The organism is Novosphingobium rosa NBRC 15208, assembly GCF_001598555.1.
In the GTDB taxonomy this organism is placed as follows: domain Bacteria; phylum Pseudomonadota; class Alphaproteobacteria; order Sphingomonadales; family Sphingomonadaceae; genus Novosphingobium; species Novosphingobium rosa.
Window position 1 is genome coordinate 1 of the sequence record NZ_BCZE01000052.1, and the last position, 15605, is coordinate 15605.

At 65.9% G+C, this 15605-nt stretch carries 15 protein-coding genes; 7 read left to right on the forward strand and 8 right to left on the reverse strand.

Annotated elements, in window-relative coordinates:
• Nucleotides 1-159: 159 nt before the first annotated feature.
• On the reverse strand, nt 160-573 hold the full coding sequence (locus SR3_RS19015; protein WP_157098967.1) for a hypothetical protein: 414 nt from the start codon (nt 571-573) through the stop codon (nt 160-162).
• Nucleotides 574-628: 55 nt separating this feature from the next.
• On the opposite strand from SR3_RS19015, the gene SR3_RS19020 reads away from it, so the two are divergent.
• Nucleotides 629-1738, forward strand: a complete 1110-nt coding sequence (locus SR3_RS19020; RefSeq protein WP_245653991.1) for a serine hydrolase domain-containing protein — start codon at nt 629-631, stop codon at nt 1736-1738.
• Nucleotides 1739-1975: 237 nt separating this feature from the next.
• On the opposite strand, the gene SR3_RS19025 is transcribed toward SR3_RS19020, so the two are convergent.
• Both SR3_RS19025 and pdxH read right to left on the reverse strand, forming a co-directional pair.
• Nucleotides 1976-2899 carry a cation diffusion facilitator family transporter gene (locus SR3_RS19025; RefSeq protein ID WP_068089867.1) on the reverse strand — a complete coding sequence of 308 codons (924 nt, stop codon included), beginning with the start codon at nt 2897-2899 and terminating at the stop codon, nt 1976-1978.
• Nucleotides 2896-3522 (reverse strand): pyridoxamine 5'-phosphate oxidase, encoded by a 627-nt coding sequence (gene pdxH / locus SR3_RS19030; RefSeq protein WP_068089869.1) that lies wholly within the window; start codon nt 3520-3522, stop codon nt 2896-2898. The genes SR3_RS19025 and pdxH overlap by 4 nt, the downstream gene beginning before the upstream one ends.
• 167 nt (nt 3523-3689) lie before the next feature.
• On the opposite strand from pdxH, the gene SR3_RS19035 reads away from it, so the two are divergent.
• The 5 genes from SR3_RS19035 (at nt 3690) to SR3_RS19055 (ending at nt 7274) form a co-directional block, all read left to right on the forward strand.
• A complete protein-coding gene (locus SR3_RS19035; RefSeq protein WP_068089870.1) occupies nt 3690-4646 on the forward strand; it encodes a DnaJ C-terminal domain-containing protein in 957 nt (318 codons plus the stop codon).
• Between the two features lie 7 nt (nt 4647-4653).
• Nucleotides 4654-5649, forward strand: a complete 996-nt coding sequence (locus SR3_RS19040) for a YihY/virulence factor BrkB family protein (protein ID WP_245653992.1) — start codon at nt 4654-4656, stop codon at nt 5647-5649.
• 19 nt (nt 5650-5668) lie between these two features.
• Nucleotides 5669-6472 (forward strand): enoyl-ACP reductase FabI, encoded by an 804-nt coding sequence (gene fabI / locus SR3_RS19045; RefSeq protein WP_068089873.1) that lies wholly within the window; start codon nt 5669-5671, stop codon nt 6470-6472.
• A 154-nt stretch (nt 6473-6626) separates the two neighbouring features.
• Nucleotides 6627-6917 (forward strand): ribbon-helix-helix domain-containing protein, encoded by a 291-nt coding sequence (locus SR3_RS19050; protein WP_068089874.1) that lies wholly within the window; start codon nt 6627-6629, stop codon nt 6915-6917.
• A 66-nt stretch (nt 6918-6983) separates the two neighbouring features.
• The gene (locus tag SR3_RS19055) at nt 6984-7274 is read left to right on the forward strand and encodes a glycine zipper domain-containing protein (RefSeq protein WP_068089878.1); all 291 of its coding nucleotides are present in this window, start codon (nt 6984-6986) and stop codon (nt 7272-7274) included.
• 267 nt (nt 7275-7541) lie between these two features.
• Here the strand turns inward: SR3_RS19055 and murA are convergent, their stop codons facing one another.
• On the reverse strand, nt 7542-8825 hold the full coding sequence (gene murA / locus SR3_RS19060) for a UDP-N-acetylglucosamine 1-carboxyvinyltransferase (protein WP_068089880.1): 1284 nt from the start codon (nt 8823-8825) through the stop codon (nt 7542-7544).
• Nucleotides 8826-8970: 145 nt separating this feature from the next.
• On the opposite strand from murA, the gene galU reads away from it, so the two are divergent.
• A complete protein-coding gene (gene galU / locus SR3_RS19065) occupies nt 8971-9867 on the forward strand; it encodes a UTP--glucose-1-phosphate uridylyltransferase GalU (protein WP_068089882.1) in 897 nt (298 codons plus the stop codon).
• A 453-nt stretch (nt 9868-10320) separates the two neighbouring features.
• On the opposite strand, the gene SR3_RS19070 is transcribed toward galU, so the two are convergent.
• The 4 genes from SR3_RS19070 to glnE all read right to left on the reverse strand — a co-directional run bounded on the left by SR3_RS19070 (nt 10321) and on the right by glnE (nt 15536).
• On the reverse strand, nt 10321-11088 hold the full coding sequence (locus tag SR3_RS19070) for a M23 family metallopeptidase (protein ID WP_174549167.1): 768 nt from the start codon (nt 11086-11088) through the stop codon (nt 10321-10323).
• Between the two features lie 163 nt (nt 11089-11251).
• Entirely contained in the window at nt 11252-12049 is a 798-nt protein-coding gene (locus tag SR3_RS19075; RefSeq protein ID WP_068089884.1) for a ferritin-like domain-containing protein, read from the reverse strand.
• A 282-nt stretch (nt 12050-12331) separates the two neighbouring features.
• Nucleotides 12332-12805, reverse strand: a complete 474-nt coding sequence (locus SR3_RS19080) for a peroxiredoxin (protein ID WP_068089885.1) — start codon at nt 12803-12805, stop codon at nt 12332-12334.
• Nucleotides 12798-15536, reverse strand: a complete 2739-nt coding sequence (glnE, locus tag SR3_RS19085) for a bifunctional [glutamate--ammonia ligase]-adenylyl-L-tyrosine phosphorylase/[glutamate--ammonia-ligase] adenylyltransferase (RefSeq protein ID WP_068089886.1) — start codon at nt 15534-15536, stop codon at nt 12798-12800. The genes SR3_RS19080 and glnE overlap by 8 nt, the downstream gene beginning before the upstream one ends.
• Between the last annotated feature and the right edge of the window lie 69 nt (nt 15537-15605).

Consider the following 15605-nt stretch of genomic DNA (forward strand, 5'->3'; position numbering starts at 1 on the left):
CCCGGTTTGCCGCGCCGCAGGCAGAAGTTTTAAAGCCTGCGGCGCCTTGAGTTGAGCAGGTGGCCAGTCTGGGCGACGCGATACGGCACCACCGCCCTGGCGTCGGAAGACGTTATGGGAGCGCGAGGGGGTAACCCCCTCGCATTGTCTTTTGCCTGCTTAATTCGCCCAAGGCTCCAAAACGCACCCGGCCCCCGGCTTCAACGTCGCCGTCTGGCGCGACAGCACCAACACCCGCGCCGTCACGCTTTTGGCCGTTTCGTCGCTGGAGATGGTGACCATCCCCATGCCCGACTCGAAATCGTCGCGGCACTGGTTCAGCGGACGCCCCTCGATAAAGTGGCACGCGCAGGCCACCCGCGCCCCCACCGATGCCCCCGCCACCGCATTGCCGTGAACGGAGGGCCAGAACCAAGCCAGCACCGCCAGACCGATCACCAGAAGCAGGCCGATGATTCGCCCCGTCCAGCCGCGCCACAGCTTCGTGACATCGGGGCGCCATTGGCTCAGGCGGCGCAGGATACGGGCGATCTGGGCCATCGGGGTGATATGTCTGGGCTTTATGGTTGCCATTGGCTCTGGCCTTGCGCATGGGGTGGGGCCCATGGTGATGCGCCCTCGATCTTGGATGTCCCTTATCGCGCCGCTGGCGCTGCTGCCAGCCCTGATGGCATGCCATTCACAGGGCCAGCCCCCCTTGCCGCCCGAAGCGCTTGCGGCGGTGAACGATCACCCCGGCGCCCCGCGCGAGCCGCTGGCCCGCGCCGTGGACGCCTTGTTCACCGAGCGCGATCTGGGCGAAACCCGCGCGTTGCTGGTGATGTACAAGGGCCGCATCGTGGCGGAGCGCTATGCCCCCGGCTATGGTCCGGACACCCGGCTGATCGGCTGGTCGATGTCGAAAAGCGTGACGGGCGTGCTGGTCGGCCTGCTGGTGGCCGATGGGCGGCTGCGGCTGGATGAGGCGATTCCCGTGCCCGCATGGCAACGCCCCGGCGACCCGCGCGGCGAGATCACCTTGCGCCAGCTGCTGCAGATGCGTTCCGGCCTGCGCCATCGCGAATCGGGCGATCCGGTGCGCGATACCGACACCGTCCGCATGCTCTTCACCGATGGGCGCGACGATATGGCCGCCTATGCCGAGGCCCAGCCGCTGGAGCATGAGCCCGGCAGCACATGGGTCTATTCCACCGCGACGGCGATCATCCTCTCCGACATCGCCACCCGCGCCCTGACCGACAGCCGCGATCCGCGCATCCGCCGCGAGACCATGGCCGATTACCTCCACACCCGCCTGTTCGAGCCTTTGGGCATGCGCTCGGCGGTGGCCGAGTACGACGCGGCGGGCACGCTGGAGGGCGGCAGCATGATCCACGCCACCGCGCGCGACTGGGCCAAGTTCGGCGAGTTCCTGCGTCTGGGCGGCACCGTGCAGGGCGCCCGCATCGTGCCCAGCGACTGGGTGAGCTTCATGACCACGCCTTCGCCGCGCAATCCGGGCTATGGCGCGCAGATCTGGCTGAACCGCCCGCAGGTGGATGGGCATAGCGAGCTGCTTCCCGGCCGCGCGCCCAAGAGCATGTTCGCGGCGATCGGGCATCTGGGGCAGTATATTCTCGTCTTGCCCGATCAGCAGCTGACGGTGGTGCGGCTGGGCAAATCCTCCACTCAGGAGCGGGTGCCCCTGATGTCCCGGTTGGGGGATATCGTGGCGCTTTATGTCGGGTCTGAGGGTTGAAGAAGGTCTGAAGGGTAGAATGCGAGGGTCATAACCCTCGCGCTCCCTTTCATGTCTGCGTTGCGCTTCGGGTTCGGCGGCAGAGCAAGGTTGCTGCGCCGCAGGCATGAAGGTTAAAGCCTGCTGCGCTTTCGGTGGCGCAGGTGGAGAGCCTGAGCGCAAGGATCGGGTGCCGTTGCCGTTTCGTCGGAAGACGTTCTGGGAGCGCGAGGGGGTAACCCCCTCGCATTTCTGCCTTCAAATCCCCTTCAAAATATCCTCGGCCATCTCTCCCTCTTCATCCACATGCCCTTCCGGATCGGGATGAATCAGGATTTCCACATCGGGGAAATGCGCTTTCAGCTTGGCCTCGATCTCGTCCATCACCTTATGGGCGTGAGTCACCGTCATCTGGCCATCCACCCACACATGGAACTGCACGAAATCCTGATTGCCGCTGGTGCGGGTGCGCAGATCATGGACGCCGCGCAGCTCGGGATGCATGGCCAGCACCTCGACGAAGCGGGCCTTTTTGTCCTCGGGCCATTCGTGGTCCATCAGCTGCTCGATGGCTTCCTGACTGGCTTTCCATGCGCCCCAGCCCAGCCACAGGGCGATGCCGAGGCCGAACAGCGGATCGGCGCGGGTGAAACCGGCATATTGGTCCAGCGCCAGCGCGACGATCACCGCGATGTTGAGGATCAGGTCCGACTGATAGTGCAGATGGTCGGTGGCAATCGCGATGGAGCGGGTTTGGGCCAGCACATGGCGCTGCCACGCCAGCAGGGCCAGCGTGCCGACAATCGCCACCGCCGAAACGAGGATGCCCTCTCCGGCCTCTCCGGTTCGCCCGCCCGCGATCAGCTGCTGCACCGAATGAATCGCCAGCACCACGGCGGACACGCCGATCAGCACCACCTGAAACAGGGCGGAAAGCGCCTCGGCCTTGCCATGGCCGAAGCGGTGGTTGTCGTCCGCCGGTTGCCCGGCCACCCAGACGCCGGCCAGCGTCGCCACCGAAGCCACCAGATCGAGCGCCGTATCGGCCAGACTGCCCAGCATCGCCGCGGAGCCGGTGCTCCATGCGCCATAGCCCTTGATCGCCACCAGCACGCTGGCCATGGTGATCGAGGCCAGCGCGGCGCTGCGGTTCAGCGCTGCGGAATCATGCGTGCCGCTCACGGATAGAGCAGCGTGCTGGTCCAGCCGGTTCCCACACGGGTGAAGCGGCGGCGTTCGTGGAGGCGGAAGGCGCGGTCCATCCAGAATTCGATCGCGGTGGGGGCCAGGCAGAAGCCGGTCCAGTGGGGCGGGCGGGGCACGGGGCCGATCAGATGGCGCGCGGTCACCTTGGCGATGTCGGCAAGGAAGGTGGCGCGCGAGGGCAGCGGCGCGGACTGGTCGCTGGCCAGCGCGCCCAGCTGCGAATCGCGGCTGCGGCTGGCGAAATAGGCGTCGGCCATGGCGTCTGGCACCTGGGTGATGGTGCCCTCGATGCGGATCTGGCGGCGCAGGCTCTTCCAGTGGAACAGCATCGCGGCCTTGGGGTTGGCCAGCAGCTCGCCGCCCTTGCGGCTGTGGGTGTTGGTGTAGAAGACGAAGCCGCCATCCGGCCCCAGCAGGTCCGGCCCGTGATCCTTCAGCAGCACCATGCGCACAGAGGGAAAGCCATCGGGCGTGGCGGTGGCCAGCGCCACGGCTTCGGGATCGGCGGGTTCGCGCTCCGCGGCCAGGGCGAACCACTGGTCGAACAGGGCGAAGGGGTTGTCCTGCGCGATTTCCTCGTGCTGCTGGCTGGCGTCCACGCTGTGTCTTCCTGTTGCGGCGGAGCCCCCGGCGCCCACCTGTAGGGCGGGTTCCCCGCCCTTGAAGCCTCGCATTAAACGGGTGGCCCCGGCATGAAAAGGCAGAAAGGCCCATTCCTGAACGCACTATCTTGCAGCTTGGCGCTCACGCTCCTAGCTAGGGCTTTATGGCAAAAGACCCTTACGCAACGCTGGGCGTGGCCCGCAACGCCAGCGAGAAGGACATCAAGTCCGCCTATCGCAAGCTGGCCAAAGAGCTGCACCCGGACACCAACAAGGACAATCCGCGCGCCGCGGAGCGGTTCAGTGACGTCACCTCCGCCTATGATCTGCTGTCCGACAAGGACAAGCGCGCCCGTTTCGACCGGGGCGAGATCGATGGCGACGGCAATCCGGCCTATGGCGGCTTCGGCGGCGGCGGTGGCGGCGGCCATGGCGGTTTCCGCCCCGAGGACTTTGGCGGCTTCGGTGGTTTCGGCGCCGGGGCCGAAGGCGTCGATCTGGGCAGCATGTTCGATGGGCTGTTCGGCGGGCGCGGTGGTTTCGGTGGTGGCGGGGCCGGTTTCGGCGGGGCGCAGCAGCGTCAGGCGCCGCGCGGCGGGAATATGGCCTATCGTCTGGCCGTTTCGCTGCCCGATGCCGCGCTGGGCACCAGCCAGCGGCTGACGCTGTCGGACGGCAAGCCCATCGATGTGAAGCTGCCCAAGGGCGTGGAAGAAGGGATGCAGATCCGCCTTGCGGGCAAGGGCCAGCAGGGCCCGGGCGGCTATGGCGACGCCATCATCACCGTCACCATCCAGCCCCACCCCTGGTTCAAGCGCGATGGCGATAATGTGCTGCTCGACCTGCCTGTGTCGCTGGCCGAGGCCATCGCGGGCGCCAAGGTGAAGGTGCCCACGGTGGAGGGCGCGGTGGTGCTGACGGTGGCGCCCGGTTCTTCCTCGGGCCGCGTGCTGCGCCTGAAGGGCAAGGGCTTCACCCGCAAGGATGGCACGCGTGGCGATCAGCTGGTGCGACTGGACATCGCCCTGCCCGCCGCCGACAGCCCGGCGGCGCAGGATCTGGCCGCAAGGCTGGAAGGCTGGGCCGACCCGCAGGAACCGCGAGCCCGCTTCGGGCTTTAAAACCGGTATGACCCCGCGCAACGACACCTCCGATACCGGCAGCGATGTTCGTGGTGGGGGCGGTAACGGGGCCAGTAACGGGGGGCGCTCGCTGTCGGATCACCTGCAATCGGTGGAGCGTCGCGTCGGCCCCACCGGCATGGAGGTGATCCGCCGCGTGGTGACCGGCGTGTGGAATGACGGCTTCATCCATGCCGGCAATCTTGCCTATATGACGATGCTGACGCTGTTCCCCTTCTTCATCGTCATGTCCGCCGTCTTCTCGATGATCGGCGAGCAGCGGGAACGGGCCGCCTCCGTCCATGCCTTCATGACCGCTCTGCCCCATGTGGTGCGTCAGGCGCTGGAGCCGGTGGCCAGCGGCGTGATCGAGGCGCGCAAGGGCTGGCTGCTGTGGGCGGGCGGTCTGGTGGCGCTGTGGACCGTCTCCAGCCTGATCGAGACCATCCGCGATATTCTGCGCCGCGCCTATGGCATGCAGGCCACGCAGCCCTTCTGGCGCTATCGCCTGTTGGGTGGAGGGCTGGTGATGCTGGCGGTGGTGCTGCTGCTGGTCTCGCTCTATCTGCAGGTGGCGATGGATGCCAGCGCCTCCATCGTGACCGAGCGGCTTACCCCGCTGGCGCAGCATGGGCTCCGGCTGGTGCAGATGCCGATTGCCCGTCTGCTGCCCGCCGTCATCCTCTTCGGCGCGATGTATCTGCTGTTCTACATGCTGGCGCCCGGCCATTACCGCCGCAGCACCTATCCCAAATGGCCCGGCGCCGCGCTGGTCACCCTGTGGTGGGGCGTGGTCAGCACCGTGCTGCCCGTGCTGCTGCGAGTGTTGCTTAAATACGACCTTACCTACGGCAGCCTTGCCGGCGTGATGATCTCGCTTTTCTTTTTCTGGCTCGTCGGCTTAGGGATCGTTACAGGAGCCGAGTTGAACGCGGCGCTGGCCTTGCCGGCAGAGCGCGACATGATCGGACAGTCAGACGACCGCGCCCGGCGCGGCCAATAGAATGCAGGGAAGATTAAGAATGAGCGGATTGATGCAGGGCAAGCGCGGCCTGATCATGGGGCTGGCCAATGACAAGTCGCTGGCATGGGGCATCGCCAAGAAGCTGCACGAACAAGGGGCCGATCTGGCCTTCTCCTACCAGGGCGATGCCCTGGCCAAGCGCGTGCGCCCGCTGGCCGAACAGCTGGGCAGCGATTTCCTGATCGATTGCGACGTGGCCGACATGGACGCGCTGGACACGGCCTTCGACGAGCTGAAGGCCCGCTGGGAGACGATCGATTTCGTCGTCCACGCCATCGGCTTCTCGGACAAGACCCAGCTGCGCGGGCGTTACTATGACACCACGCTCGACAACTTCCTGATGACGATGAACATCTCGGCCTACTCGCTGGTCGCCGTGACCAAGCGCGCGCGTGAGATGATGCCCAATGGCGGCTCGATCCTGACGCTGACCTATTACGGCGCCGAGAAGGTCGTGCCCCACTACAATGTGATGGGCGTGGCCAAGGCCGCTCTGGAAACCAGCGTGAAGTATCTGGCCAATGATTGCGGGCCGGAGAACATCCGCGTCAACGCGATTTCCGCCGGGCCGATCCAGACGCTGGCCGCGCGCGGCATCGGCGATTTCTCCTACATCATGAAGTGGAATGAGCTGAACTCGCCGCTGCGTCGCAATGTGACGATCGAGGATGTGGGTGGATCGGCGCTGTATTTCCTGTCGGATCTGGCCTCGGGCGTGACCGGCGAGATCCATCATGTCGACGCCGGATACAATCTGGTGGGCATGAAGCAGGAAGATGCTCCGGATATTTCGCTGATTTAAAGCGTTTAAGGGAAGGTGCGAGGGGGTTACCCCCTCGCGCTCCCATGACGTCTCCCGACGAAAAGGCAGCGGTTCCCCATTGTTGCACCACGGCTCTTCGGCAGCAACATTATGTCGCTTTCCGTCGCTATGGTTCCTGCTACAATTTAACGCGATGACCACGCCCTATCATCCGCCGGTGAAGCGCTCGGTCGAGATTGCCGGGCACAAGACCTCGATCAGCCTCGAGCCCCTGTTCTGGGAATGGCTGCGCCGCGAAGCCCATGATCTGGGCCTGCCCCTCAACGCTCTGGTCGCCCGCATCGATGCCGAACGCATCGCCGCGCCCCGACCCCCCGGCCTCGCCGGAGCCGTGCGCCTGTGGCTGGCGCAACGCGCCGTTGCGAAGATGAGCGATAGCGCCGTGCCTGATTTCAACCCCGTTCAGTTGATCGACGGCACATAGCGCCTCATCAGGCGTTGCCTCACAAAGCATTCGCCCCGCACGATATTTTTGAGGAGGAGAAACCCCATGAAGTCTCTGGTTCCCGCCCTTGCCGCCGCCGTGCTGATCCTGCCCGTCCTTGCCACGGACGCCGATGCGCGCCCAGCGCACCGCCAGCGCGTCTACAAGGTCTGCCGCCATTCGAGCGGCACCACCGGTCTGGTCGCGGGCGGCGTGGCTGGCGCCGTGGTGGGCGGCAAGGTGATCGGCGGTGGTGTGGCCGGGCCGCTGGTTGGCGCGGCAGCGGGCGCTCTGGGTGGCCGCGCCATCGACCGTTCGATGACGGCCAAGAAGCGTTGCCGTTATTATCGTCGATAACGGTTTGAGGATTATTAAGGTGCGAGGGGGTTACCCCCTCGCGCTCCCATAACGTCTTCCGACGAGAGGGCAGCGGCATACGATTGGCGCGCCCAGCCTCTCCACCTGCGTAACGAAAAGGCGCCGCAGGCATGAAGCCCCCGGCGCCTTTATCTCGTTTGAAAGCCTGCGGCGCAGCGACCTCAGCGCTTCGGCCGAACCCTTGGCGCAACGCAGACATGAAAGGGAGCGCGAGGGTTATGACCCTCGCACTGATCCTTTTATCCCTTAATCGCTGCCAACCCGCTCGATATCCGCGCCGAGCAGGGCCAGCTTCTCCTCCAACCGCTCATAACCGCGATCAAGGTGATAGATGCGCGACACCTGCGTCTCGCCCTCGGCGGCGAGGCCGGCGATGATCAGGCTCATGGAGGCGCGCAGATCGGTGGCCATCACCTGGGCACCGGTCAGCTTGGGCACGCCCTGCACGATGGCGGTGCGGCCCTGCGTCGAGATGTTGGCGCCCATGCGGGCCAGTTCGGGCACATGCATGTAGCGATTCTCGAAGATGGTCTCGGTCAGCACGCTGGTGCCTTCGGCGCGGCAGAGCATGGCCATCAGCTGCGCCTGCATATCGGTGGCGAAGCCGGGATAGGGCGCGGTGGAAAGCGTAACGGGCCGCAGCGGACCATCGGCGGCGACCTTGATGCCCCCGGCCACGCCCTCGACATGCACGCCGGCATCGCGCAGGGCCTGAAGGGTGCTTTCCATCTCCTCGATGCGGGCGCCCTTCAGCTCCACCTCACCGCCGGTGATGGCGGCGGCGCAGGCGTAGGAGCCGGCCTCGATGCGGTCCGGCATCACCATATAGGTTGCGCCATGCAGGCGGCTGACACCATGGATGGTGAGGTCCGAGCTGCCGATGCCCTCGATCTGCGCGCCCATGGCGACCAGCAGGTTGCAGAGGTCGACGATCTCGGGCTCACGCGCGGCATTGTGCAGGATGCAGGTGCCGCTGGCCAGCGCGGCGGCCATCAGCGCGTTCTCGGTGGCGCCCACGGAGACCACGGGGAAGGTGTAGCGCCCGCCGGGCAACCCGCCATCGGGGGCGATCGCGCGGACGTAGCCGGCGGTCAATTCGATCGTCGCGCCAAAGGCTTCCAGCGCTTTCAGGTGCAAATCGATGGGGCGGTTGCCGATGGCGCAGCCACCGGGCAGCGAAACCGTCGCCTCACCGGCGCGGGCCAGCAGCGGGCCCAGCACCAGAATCGAGGCGCGCATCTTGCGGACCAGCTCATAGGGCGCGGTGGTGGCGGTCAGGCGCGTGGCGGCCAGGGTCATCACCCGCCCGAAATCCTCGGGGCGGCTGCCCGCGATGGTGGTGGAGACACCGAACTGGTTCAGCAGATGCTGGAACGAATCGATGTCCGCCAGACGCGGCAGATTGCGCAGCGTCAGCGGTTCGTCCGTCAGCAGCGCGCAGGGCAGCAGGGTCAGAGCCGAATTCTTGGCGCCCGAAACGGGCACCGCGCCCGACAGGCGTTTTTGCCCGTGAATGATGATCTTGTCCATTTCGGCCCTTTAGCTTGTTTGCTTGCCGCCCGCAAATGCCCAACAACCATCGCAAGCCAGACACATCTTCGCGCTGAAATGCTTGCGCTGCATCGCAGCATCCGATTTAACACGTAATACACATTCATGTGGCAGCAGGGGTTTCATGACCAGCCAAGCATCGATCAAGCCCGTACGCAAAGCCGTTTTTCCGGTCGCAGGACTGGGCACGCGCTTTCTTCCCGCCACCAAGGCAATCCCGAAGGAAATGCTGCCGATCATCGATCGCCCGCTGATCCAATACGCCGTCGATGAGGCGCGCGAGGCGGGCATCGAGCAACTGATCTTCGTGACCGGCCGCGGCAAGACCGCCATCGTCGAGCATTTCGATACCGCTTTCGAACTCGAAGCCACCATGACCGGTCGCGGCAAGTCGCTGACGCCGCTGGAGCCTTCGCGCATTCAGCCGGGCAACCTCGTCACCGTGCGCCAGCAGGTGCCGCTGGGCCTGGGCCATGCCATCTGGTGCGCGCGCGCCATCATCGGCAACGATCCCTTCGCCATCTTCCTGCCCGACGAGCTGATGATCGGCGAGCCGGGCTGCATGAAGCAGATGGTCGATGCCTATAACAAGGTCGGCGGCAACTTCGTCAGCGTGCTGGAAGTGCCGCATGACGAGGTGTCCTCCTATGGCGTGATCGCCCCGGGCGCCAAGCCCGAAGGCTTCGATGGCGCGCTGACCGAGGTGAAGGGCCTCGTCGAGAAGCCCAAGAAGGAAGAGGCGCCCTCGAACCTGATCGTTTCGGGCCGCTACATCCTGCAGCCCGAGGTGATCGACATCCTCACCACGCAGGAAAAGGGCGCGGGCGGCGAGATCCAGCTGACCGACGCCATGGCCAAGCTGATCGGTAACCAGGCCTTCCATGCCGTGACCTTCGGCGGCAAGCGCTACGACTGCGGTTCGAAGACGGGCTTTGTCGAGGCGACGCTGGCTCTGGCCCTTGAGCGCCCGGATATGGCCGATGAGGTCCGCGCTGTGGCGAAGCGGTTGCTGGGGCTGTAATCGCCCTTTCGGCTTTGCAGCATCGATACGGAAAAGGGGGGGCTTCGGCTCCCCTTTTTGGTTTTGGGGTTCCGTTAAAAAGGACGGTTGAAGGGAAGTAAGAAAATGCGAGGGGGTTACCCCCTCGCGCTCCCATAACGTCTTCCGACGAGAGGGTAGGGGCGCCGAAGCGGTGGCGCCCAGCTTCTCCACCTGCACAAGGCGCCGCAGGCAGTGGAATCGTTGCGGAGGGCTGTGCCGGGGATTTTCAAGCCTGCGGCGCAGCGACATTAGTTCTGTGGCCGAACCCGAAGCGCGCCGAGGACATTAAAGGGAGCGCGAGGGTTATGACCCTCGCATTTTCCCTTCTTGAGAACCCCACAAAAACAAAGAGCGACTGTTTCCAGCCGCTCTTTGCCGCATCCTCTCCAAGATGCTGTTGCCTTGGGGGCTCTTGCCCCTTCTCAGGCCGTTTTATTCGTCGTCAGCTTCGTCGTGAGCGCCATGGTCCGCGATCTTCTCGGCGGAGGCCAGCGTGGTCATGTCGGCCACGCCGCCCTGCATGAAGGGGATCGGGTTCACGGCAGAACCTTCGACGCGCACTTCGTAATGCAGGTGGGGGCCGGTCGAGCGACCGGTGGTGCCCACGAAACCAATGATATCGCCCTTGTGAACGGCCTGCCCGGCCACCACGTTCAGGCGCGAAAGGTGGCCATAGCGCGTTTCGATCGAGCCGCCATGCTCCAGATCGATGCACAGGCCATAGCCGCCGAACCAGTCGGCGCGGCCCACAACGCCGTCAGCCGTGGCGTGAACGGGGGTGCCGACGGGGTTGGCCAGATCGACGCCGGTGTGAGCGCGGCGACCGCCCAGAACGGGGTGCCAGCGCAGGCCAAAGTTGCTGGTCATGCGCAGATTGTCGACGGGCATGCGCGAGGGGATCGAAACCTTGTGGTTCATGCCGACAAGGTTGTTGCTGCCGAAACCGGGGATCGAGGTCGAGGTGGCGACGGCGGGGCGGGCGAATTCGGTGGTCTGGCCGCTGCGGTCCATCTGGCGCCAGCTGGCGAAGAGCTGGCGGAATTCGGTGTCGCCCTTGTCGGCCTGAGCCGTGACGGGCTGTGCGGTGCGGAGGGGAGCGGCGATATCGGCGTTGGCGCTGTTGGCCAAGGCGGGCGTCGCCAGCAGAGATGCGATGGAGGCGGCGGTAAGCGCGCCAGAACGCATCGTCTTGAGAACCATTTTAGCGATCACCCGTCACACACCTTGAACTGCTTTGGCACGCCGATCCCGTTTGGCGCGACAAAAATGACCCATACCGCAAGCCGAACACCTGCGGCGCTGTTTCTTGGAGTTTGGTCGGAACCCCCCGCCAACTCGTTTGTATGGTTAGCGTGACCGATTCCTAAACCGCAAGCGCCATATACATTTCGCGCGGTAAACCGGCAGCATCGCGCGCCGAGTCGTTGAACGGTGGCTTAACGGAACCCCGGAAATAGCGCCCAACCAGCATCTGCCAGCATGATTCGAGCCCCATGCCTTGTGCGTCGCACCATGCCTTGAGGTGAATCACCCCACAGCGCACATGGCGAATTTCATCCGCAAGAATACGTGTAAGGATGCGCGCGCCGGTCAAATCGCCGCTGGCCGCCACGCGCTCCAGCGTCGCCGGAGTCACATCCAGCCCACGCGCTTCAAGCACCATCGGCACCACCGCCAGCCGCGCCGCAACATCGTGCCGCGTGGCATCCGCCGCTTCCCACAGGCCATCATGCGCGGGCAGATCGCCATAGGTCGCGCCCATGCTGGCCAGATGGCGCTGGATGATCGCGAAATGCAGCGCTTCGTCAGCGGCCACGCGCAGAAAGTCTGAGGTGAAGGCCTCGCCCATCTGCGCGCCGAACCGGCCCGCCATATCCAGAGCCAGATCGATCGCCACAAATTCGATATGCGCAATGGCGTGCCACAGCGCGATCCGGCCCTTTTCGGACCCGCCCTTGCGGCGCTTGGGCATGCGGCCCGGGGGCAGCAGTTCGGGCTGGTCAGGCCGGGCCGGGCGTTCCGGCATTGCGTTTGGAAACTCGAACGCCAGCCGCCCCAGGCGCCAGTCGCGCGCCACCTTGCGCGTCGCCATCAATTTGGCGCGCGGGTCGGCGGTGGACAGGGCGGCGTGGATCGCATCGCCTAGAGTGGGTTGAGTCATGGTTTTGCGGGTAGAGGGAAGAAACAGGAAAAGAAAGATGCGAGGGTCATCACCCTCGCGCTCCCTTTACTGTCTACGTTGCGCATCGGGTTCGGCCTTGCGCCCGGATTGCCGCGCCGCAGGCTTTCAATCACCAGCGCAGTCCGGCGTTCAAATCATGCCTGCCTGCGGCGCTTTGGCGGTGCAGGTGGAGAGGCTGGACGCCACGATGCGGAACCACGACCGCATCGTCGGGAGACGTAAAGGGAGCGCGAGGGGGTAACCCCCTCGCATCTTCCCTTCTTACTTCCCCTGCACGGCCTTCAAAACTTCTTCCGCATGGCCTTTGACCTTCACCTTGTTCCAGACCTGCTCGATCCGGCCATCAGACCCTACCAGATAGGTGGTGCGAACCATGCCCATATAGGTGCGGCCATAGTTCACCTTCTCGGTCCAGATCCCCAGCGCATCGGACAAGCCGCCCTCTTCCGCATCGCTGGCCAGAGGCGCCGTCAGCCCGTGCTTTTCGGCGAACTTCACATGCTTCTTGGGCGGATCCTTGGAAACGCCCAGCAGCGCCGCGCCCGCCGCCTCGAACTGGGCGGCCAGCTCCGAGAAATCCTTGTTCTCGGTGGTGCAGCCGGGGGTATCGTCCTTGGGGTAGAAGAAGACGACCAGCTTGCGTCCGGCGAAATCCGAGGGACGCAGGGTGGAGCCATCGGGGGCGGTCAGGGCGATATCGGGGAAGGCGTCGCCGGGGCCGGGCAGATCAGTCATGGGGTTCGATCTCCAGAGTTTCGCCAAAGATGCCGCGCCAGGCGGCGGCGGTGTCGCTGCGCGCCTGTTGCATGGCTTCGGTCAACGCCTGCCAATCGCGCAGGTTGCAGGCTGTGGCAAGCGCCATGCGGGCGGCCTCGCCGGGGAGCTGGGCATCCGGCGCGATCAGGCGAGAGGCCACCAGCAGCCGCGCCATGGCGGCATGGGCCTGCGCCAGTTCGGGGGGCAGCAGGCCGGCCTCGATCAGCCCGGCCAACGCCTCGCCAAGGCGCGGCGTCAGGGCCTTGCCCTCCCGCAATTGCAGCGTGTGGATCAGGAACTCCACATCGACCAGACCGCCGCGCAGCAGCTTCATATCGACGGGCCCGCGCGGCTGCTTGTGCTCGGCCATCTTCTGGCGCATCGCCAGAATATCGGCGGTCAGCGTCGGCGCGGGCGGGCGGGTCAGCACGCCATGGATGATGCCGGAAAGCCTTGCGCGCGCTTCGTCCGATCCGAACAATGGCCGGGCGCGACACAGGGCCATATGCTCCCAGGTCCAGGCCTGTTCGCGCTGATAGATCGCGAAACTCTCGAAGCTGACGGCGAGCGGGCCTTGGGTGCCTTGCGGGCGCAGGCGGGTGTCCACCTCATAGAGCGCGCCTTCCGCCGTGGGCACGGAGAGCGCCGCGCTGATCCGCTGCGCCAGCCGGTTGAAATAGAGCGTGGCGCCCAGTGGGCGGCGCCCGTCGCTTTCGGCGGCATAATCGCCGGTGAAGAGATAGACGATGTCGAGATCGCTGGCGTGAGTCAGTGCCTCGCCGCCCAGACGGCCAAGGCCGAGAATCACCAGTTCGGCCCCGGCGATGCGGCCATGGACAGCCTCGAACTCGGCGATGGTGGCGTCGGCCAGCACCTGAATCGCGGCCTGCGCTACATGGGAGAGCGAGGCGGCGATGGCGAAGGGATCATGCGCGCCCTCGATCAGCTGCACGCCAAGCGCGAAGCGGCGCTCGCCCACCTTGCGGCGCACGCGGTCGAGGATGCGCTGGTAATCGTCGCCCGCCTCGCTGGAGGAGAAGTCGGCGATCAGCGAGTCCACCCCGCCGGGCAGGTTGAGCGCGCTGGCATCGATCAGCGTGTCGAGCAGATCGGCGCGGCGCGCCAGCTCCTCGGCCAGCGGCGGGGCCAGCGCCAGAATCCGCGCCAGCGCATCGAGCAGGGCGGGCCGCGCCTCCAGCAGGCGGAAGAGATTGACCGCGCTGGGCAGGCTGGCGATCAGGCGCTCCCAGCGGTTAAAGGCCTTGTCGGGCTCAGGCGCCTTGGCCAGAGCGGAGAGCAAACGCGGCTGCACCGCATCGAGCGCCGCCAGCGCGGCCTCGGAGCGCAGGGCGCGCATCGTCCCGCCGCGCCAGCCGTCGATCCGCGCGGCGAGGCCTGCCGGATCGCTGAAGCCCAGCGCGGCAAGGCTGGATTCCAGCGCCAGACCGATGGGGGCCTCCACCGCGCCGCCGCCACCGCCGAGGCCTCGGCCAACCGGGCTGCCCGCCTCGATCAGGGCATCGTAGCGGGTGCCGACGGTTTCGGTGATGTCGCGCAGTTCCGCGATCAGCGCCGCGCCATCGGGCAGGCCATCCAGCTTTGCCACGGCATCGATGGCGGCCATATCGCGCGGCAGGGCATGGGTCTGCAGATCGCTGACCATCTGCAGGCGATGCTCGATGGTGCGCAGGCGATCATAAGAATCGCCCAGAATTTGTGCATCGCCCGAATCGATGATCCCCGCCGCCGCCAGAGCATCCAGCGCCGCGCGCGTGCCCCTTTCCCGCAGCGCGGGATTGCGGCCGCCGTGAATCAGCTGATGGCCCTGCGCGAAGAACTCCACCTCGCGGATGCCGCCGCGCGCGCGCTTCAGATCGAAGCCGGGGCCCACGATCGAAACCTTGCCATGTTCGGCGCGGATGCGGCGGGTGAGGCGGCCGATCTCGGCAATGGCGCCGAAATCGAGGCTCTTGCGCCAGACGAAGGGGCGGATTTGCGCCAGAAACTGCTCGCCCAGCGGCACATCGCCCGAGGCCGAGCGCGCGCGGATAAAGGCGGCGCGCTCCCACGCCAGCGCGCTGCTCTCATAATGGCTGAGCGCGGCATCGGCGGAGATCGCCAGCGGGCTGACCTCGCTGGCCGGGCGCAGCCGCAGATCGACACGGAAGACATAACCCTCGCCATCCATATGCGAGAGGATGCGCACGATCTGCCGCGCATAATTCTGCGCCGCCTCGCCGGGGTCTTCACGCGGGCGGCGGGGCAGGGTCTCGGGATCGAAGAGCAGAATCGGATCGATATCGGAGGAATAGTTCAGTTCCTTCGCGCCATGCTTGCCCAGCGCCAGCGCGAACATGCCCGCAGGCCGCGCATCGGGCACGCGGGTGGTGATCGCATGGTTGATCGCCGCATCCAGCGACAGGTCGGCCAGAGCGGATAGCTCCCCCGTCACCCGGGCCAGCGGGAACGCTCCGGCCAGATCGCCGATTCCCAACGCCAGGGCCGTCGCCAGCCGCCGCCGCCGTAGCGCTGCCGGCACATCGGGCGCGCCTTCTCCGGCCAGTGCCGCCGCCGCCAGAGCGCCTTCGCCATCTCCGGCTTCAAGCAGCGCGGCAATATCGGGCAGGCGGTCCAAGGCGCGGGAAAGAAAGGGGCTGAAGGCTTGGGCGCGCTCAAGGGCGCCGGTCCAGTCAGGGGAAAATTCAGGCATTCACGCATCCACTCTCAATCGCTTTGCCCGGTTCATGCTCCGCCCTGTCTCCACGTGCAAGGGTCTGGC

Coding starts and splice junctions, on each gene's coding strand:
- SR3_RS19015 (WP_157098967.1), bottom strand. CDS start 573: ATGGCAACCATAAAGCCCAGACATATCACCCCGATGGCCCAGATCGCC.
- SR3_RS19020 (WP_245653991.1), top strand. CDS start 629: ATGTCCCTTATCGCGCCGCTGGCGCTGCTGCCAGCCCTGATGGCATGC.
- SR3_RS19035 (WP_068089870.1), top strand. CDS start 3,690: ATGGCAAAAGACCCTTACGCAACGCTGGGCGTGGCCCGCAACGCCAGC.
- SR3_RS19040 (WP_245653992.1), top strand. CDS start 4,654: ATGACCCCGCGCAACGACACCTCCGATACCGGCAGCGATGTTCGTGGT.
- fabI (WP_068089873.1), top strand. CDS start 5,669: ATGAGCGGATTGATGCAGGGCAAGCGCGGCCTGATCATGGGGCTGGCC.
- SR3_RS19050 (WP_068089874.1), top strand. CDS start 6,627: ATGACCACGCCCTATCATCCGCCGGTGAAGCGCTCGGTCGAGATTGCC.
- SR3_RS19055 (WP_068089878.1), top strand. CDS start 6,984: ATGAAGTCTCTGGTTCCCGCCCTTGCCGCCGCCGTGCTGATCCTGCCC.
- murA (WP_068089880.1), bottom strand. CDS start 8,825: ATGGACAAGATCATCATTCACGGGCAAAAACGCCTGTCGGGCGCGGTG.
- galU (WP_068089882.1), top strand. CDS start 8,971: ATGACCAGCCAAGCATCGATCAAGCCCGTACGCAAAGCCGTTTTTCCG.
- SR3_RS19070 (WP_174549167.1), bottom strand. CDS start 11,088: ATGGTTCTCAAGACGATGCGTTCTGGCGCGCTTACCGCCGCCTCCATC.
- SR3_RS19075 (WP_068089884.1), bottom strand. CDS start 12,049: ATGACTCAACCCACTCTAGGCGATGCGATCCACGCCGCCCTGTCCACC.
- SR3_RS19080 (WP_068089885.1), bottom strand. CDS start 12,805: ATGACTGATCTGCCCGGCCCCGGCGACGCCTTCCCCGATATCGCCCTG.
- glnE (WP_068089886.1), bottom strand. CDS start 15,536: ATGCCTGAATTTTCCCCTGACTGGACCGGCGCCCTTGAGCGCGCCCAA.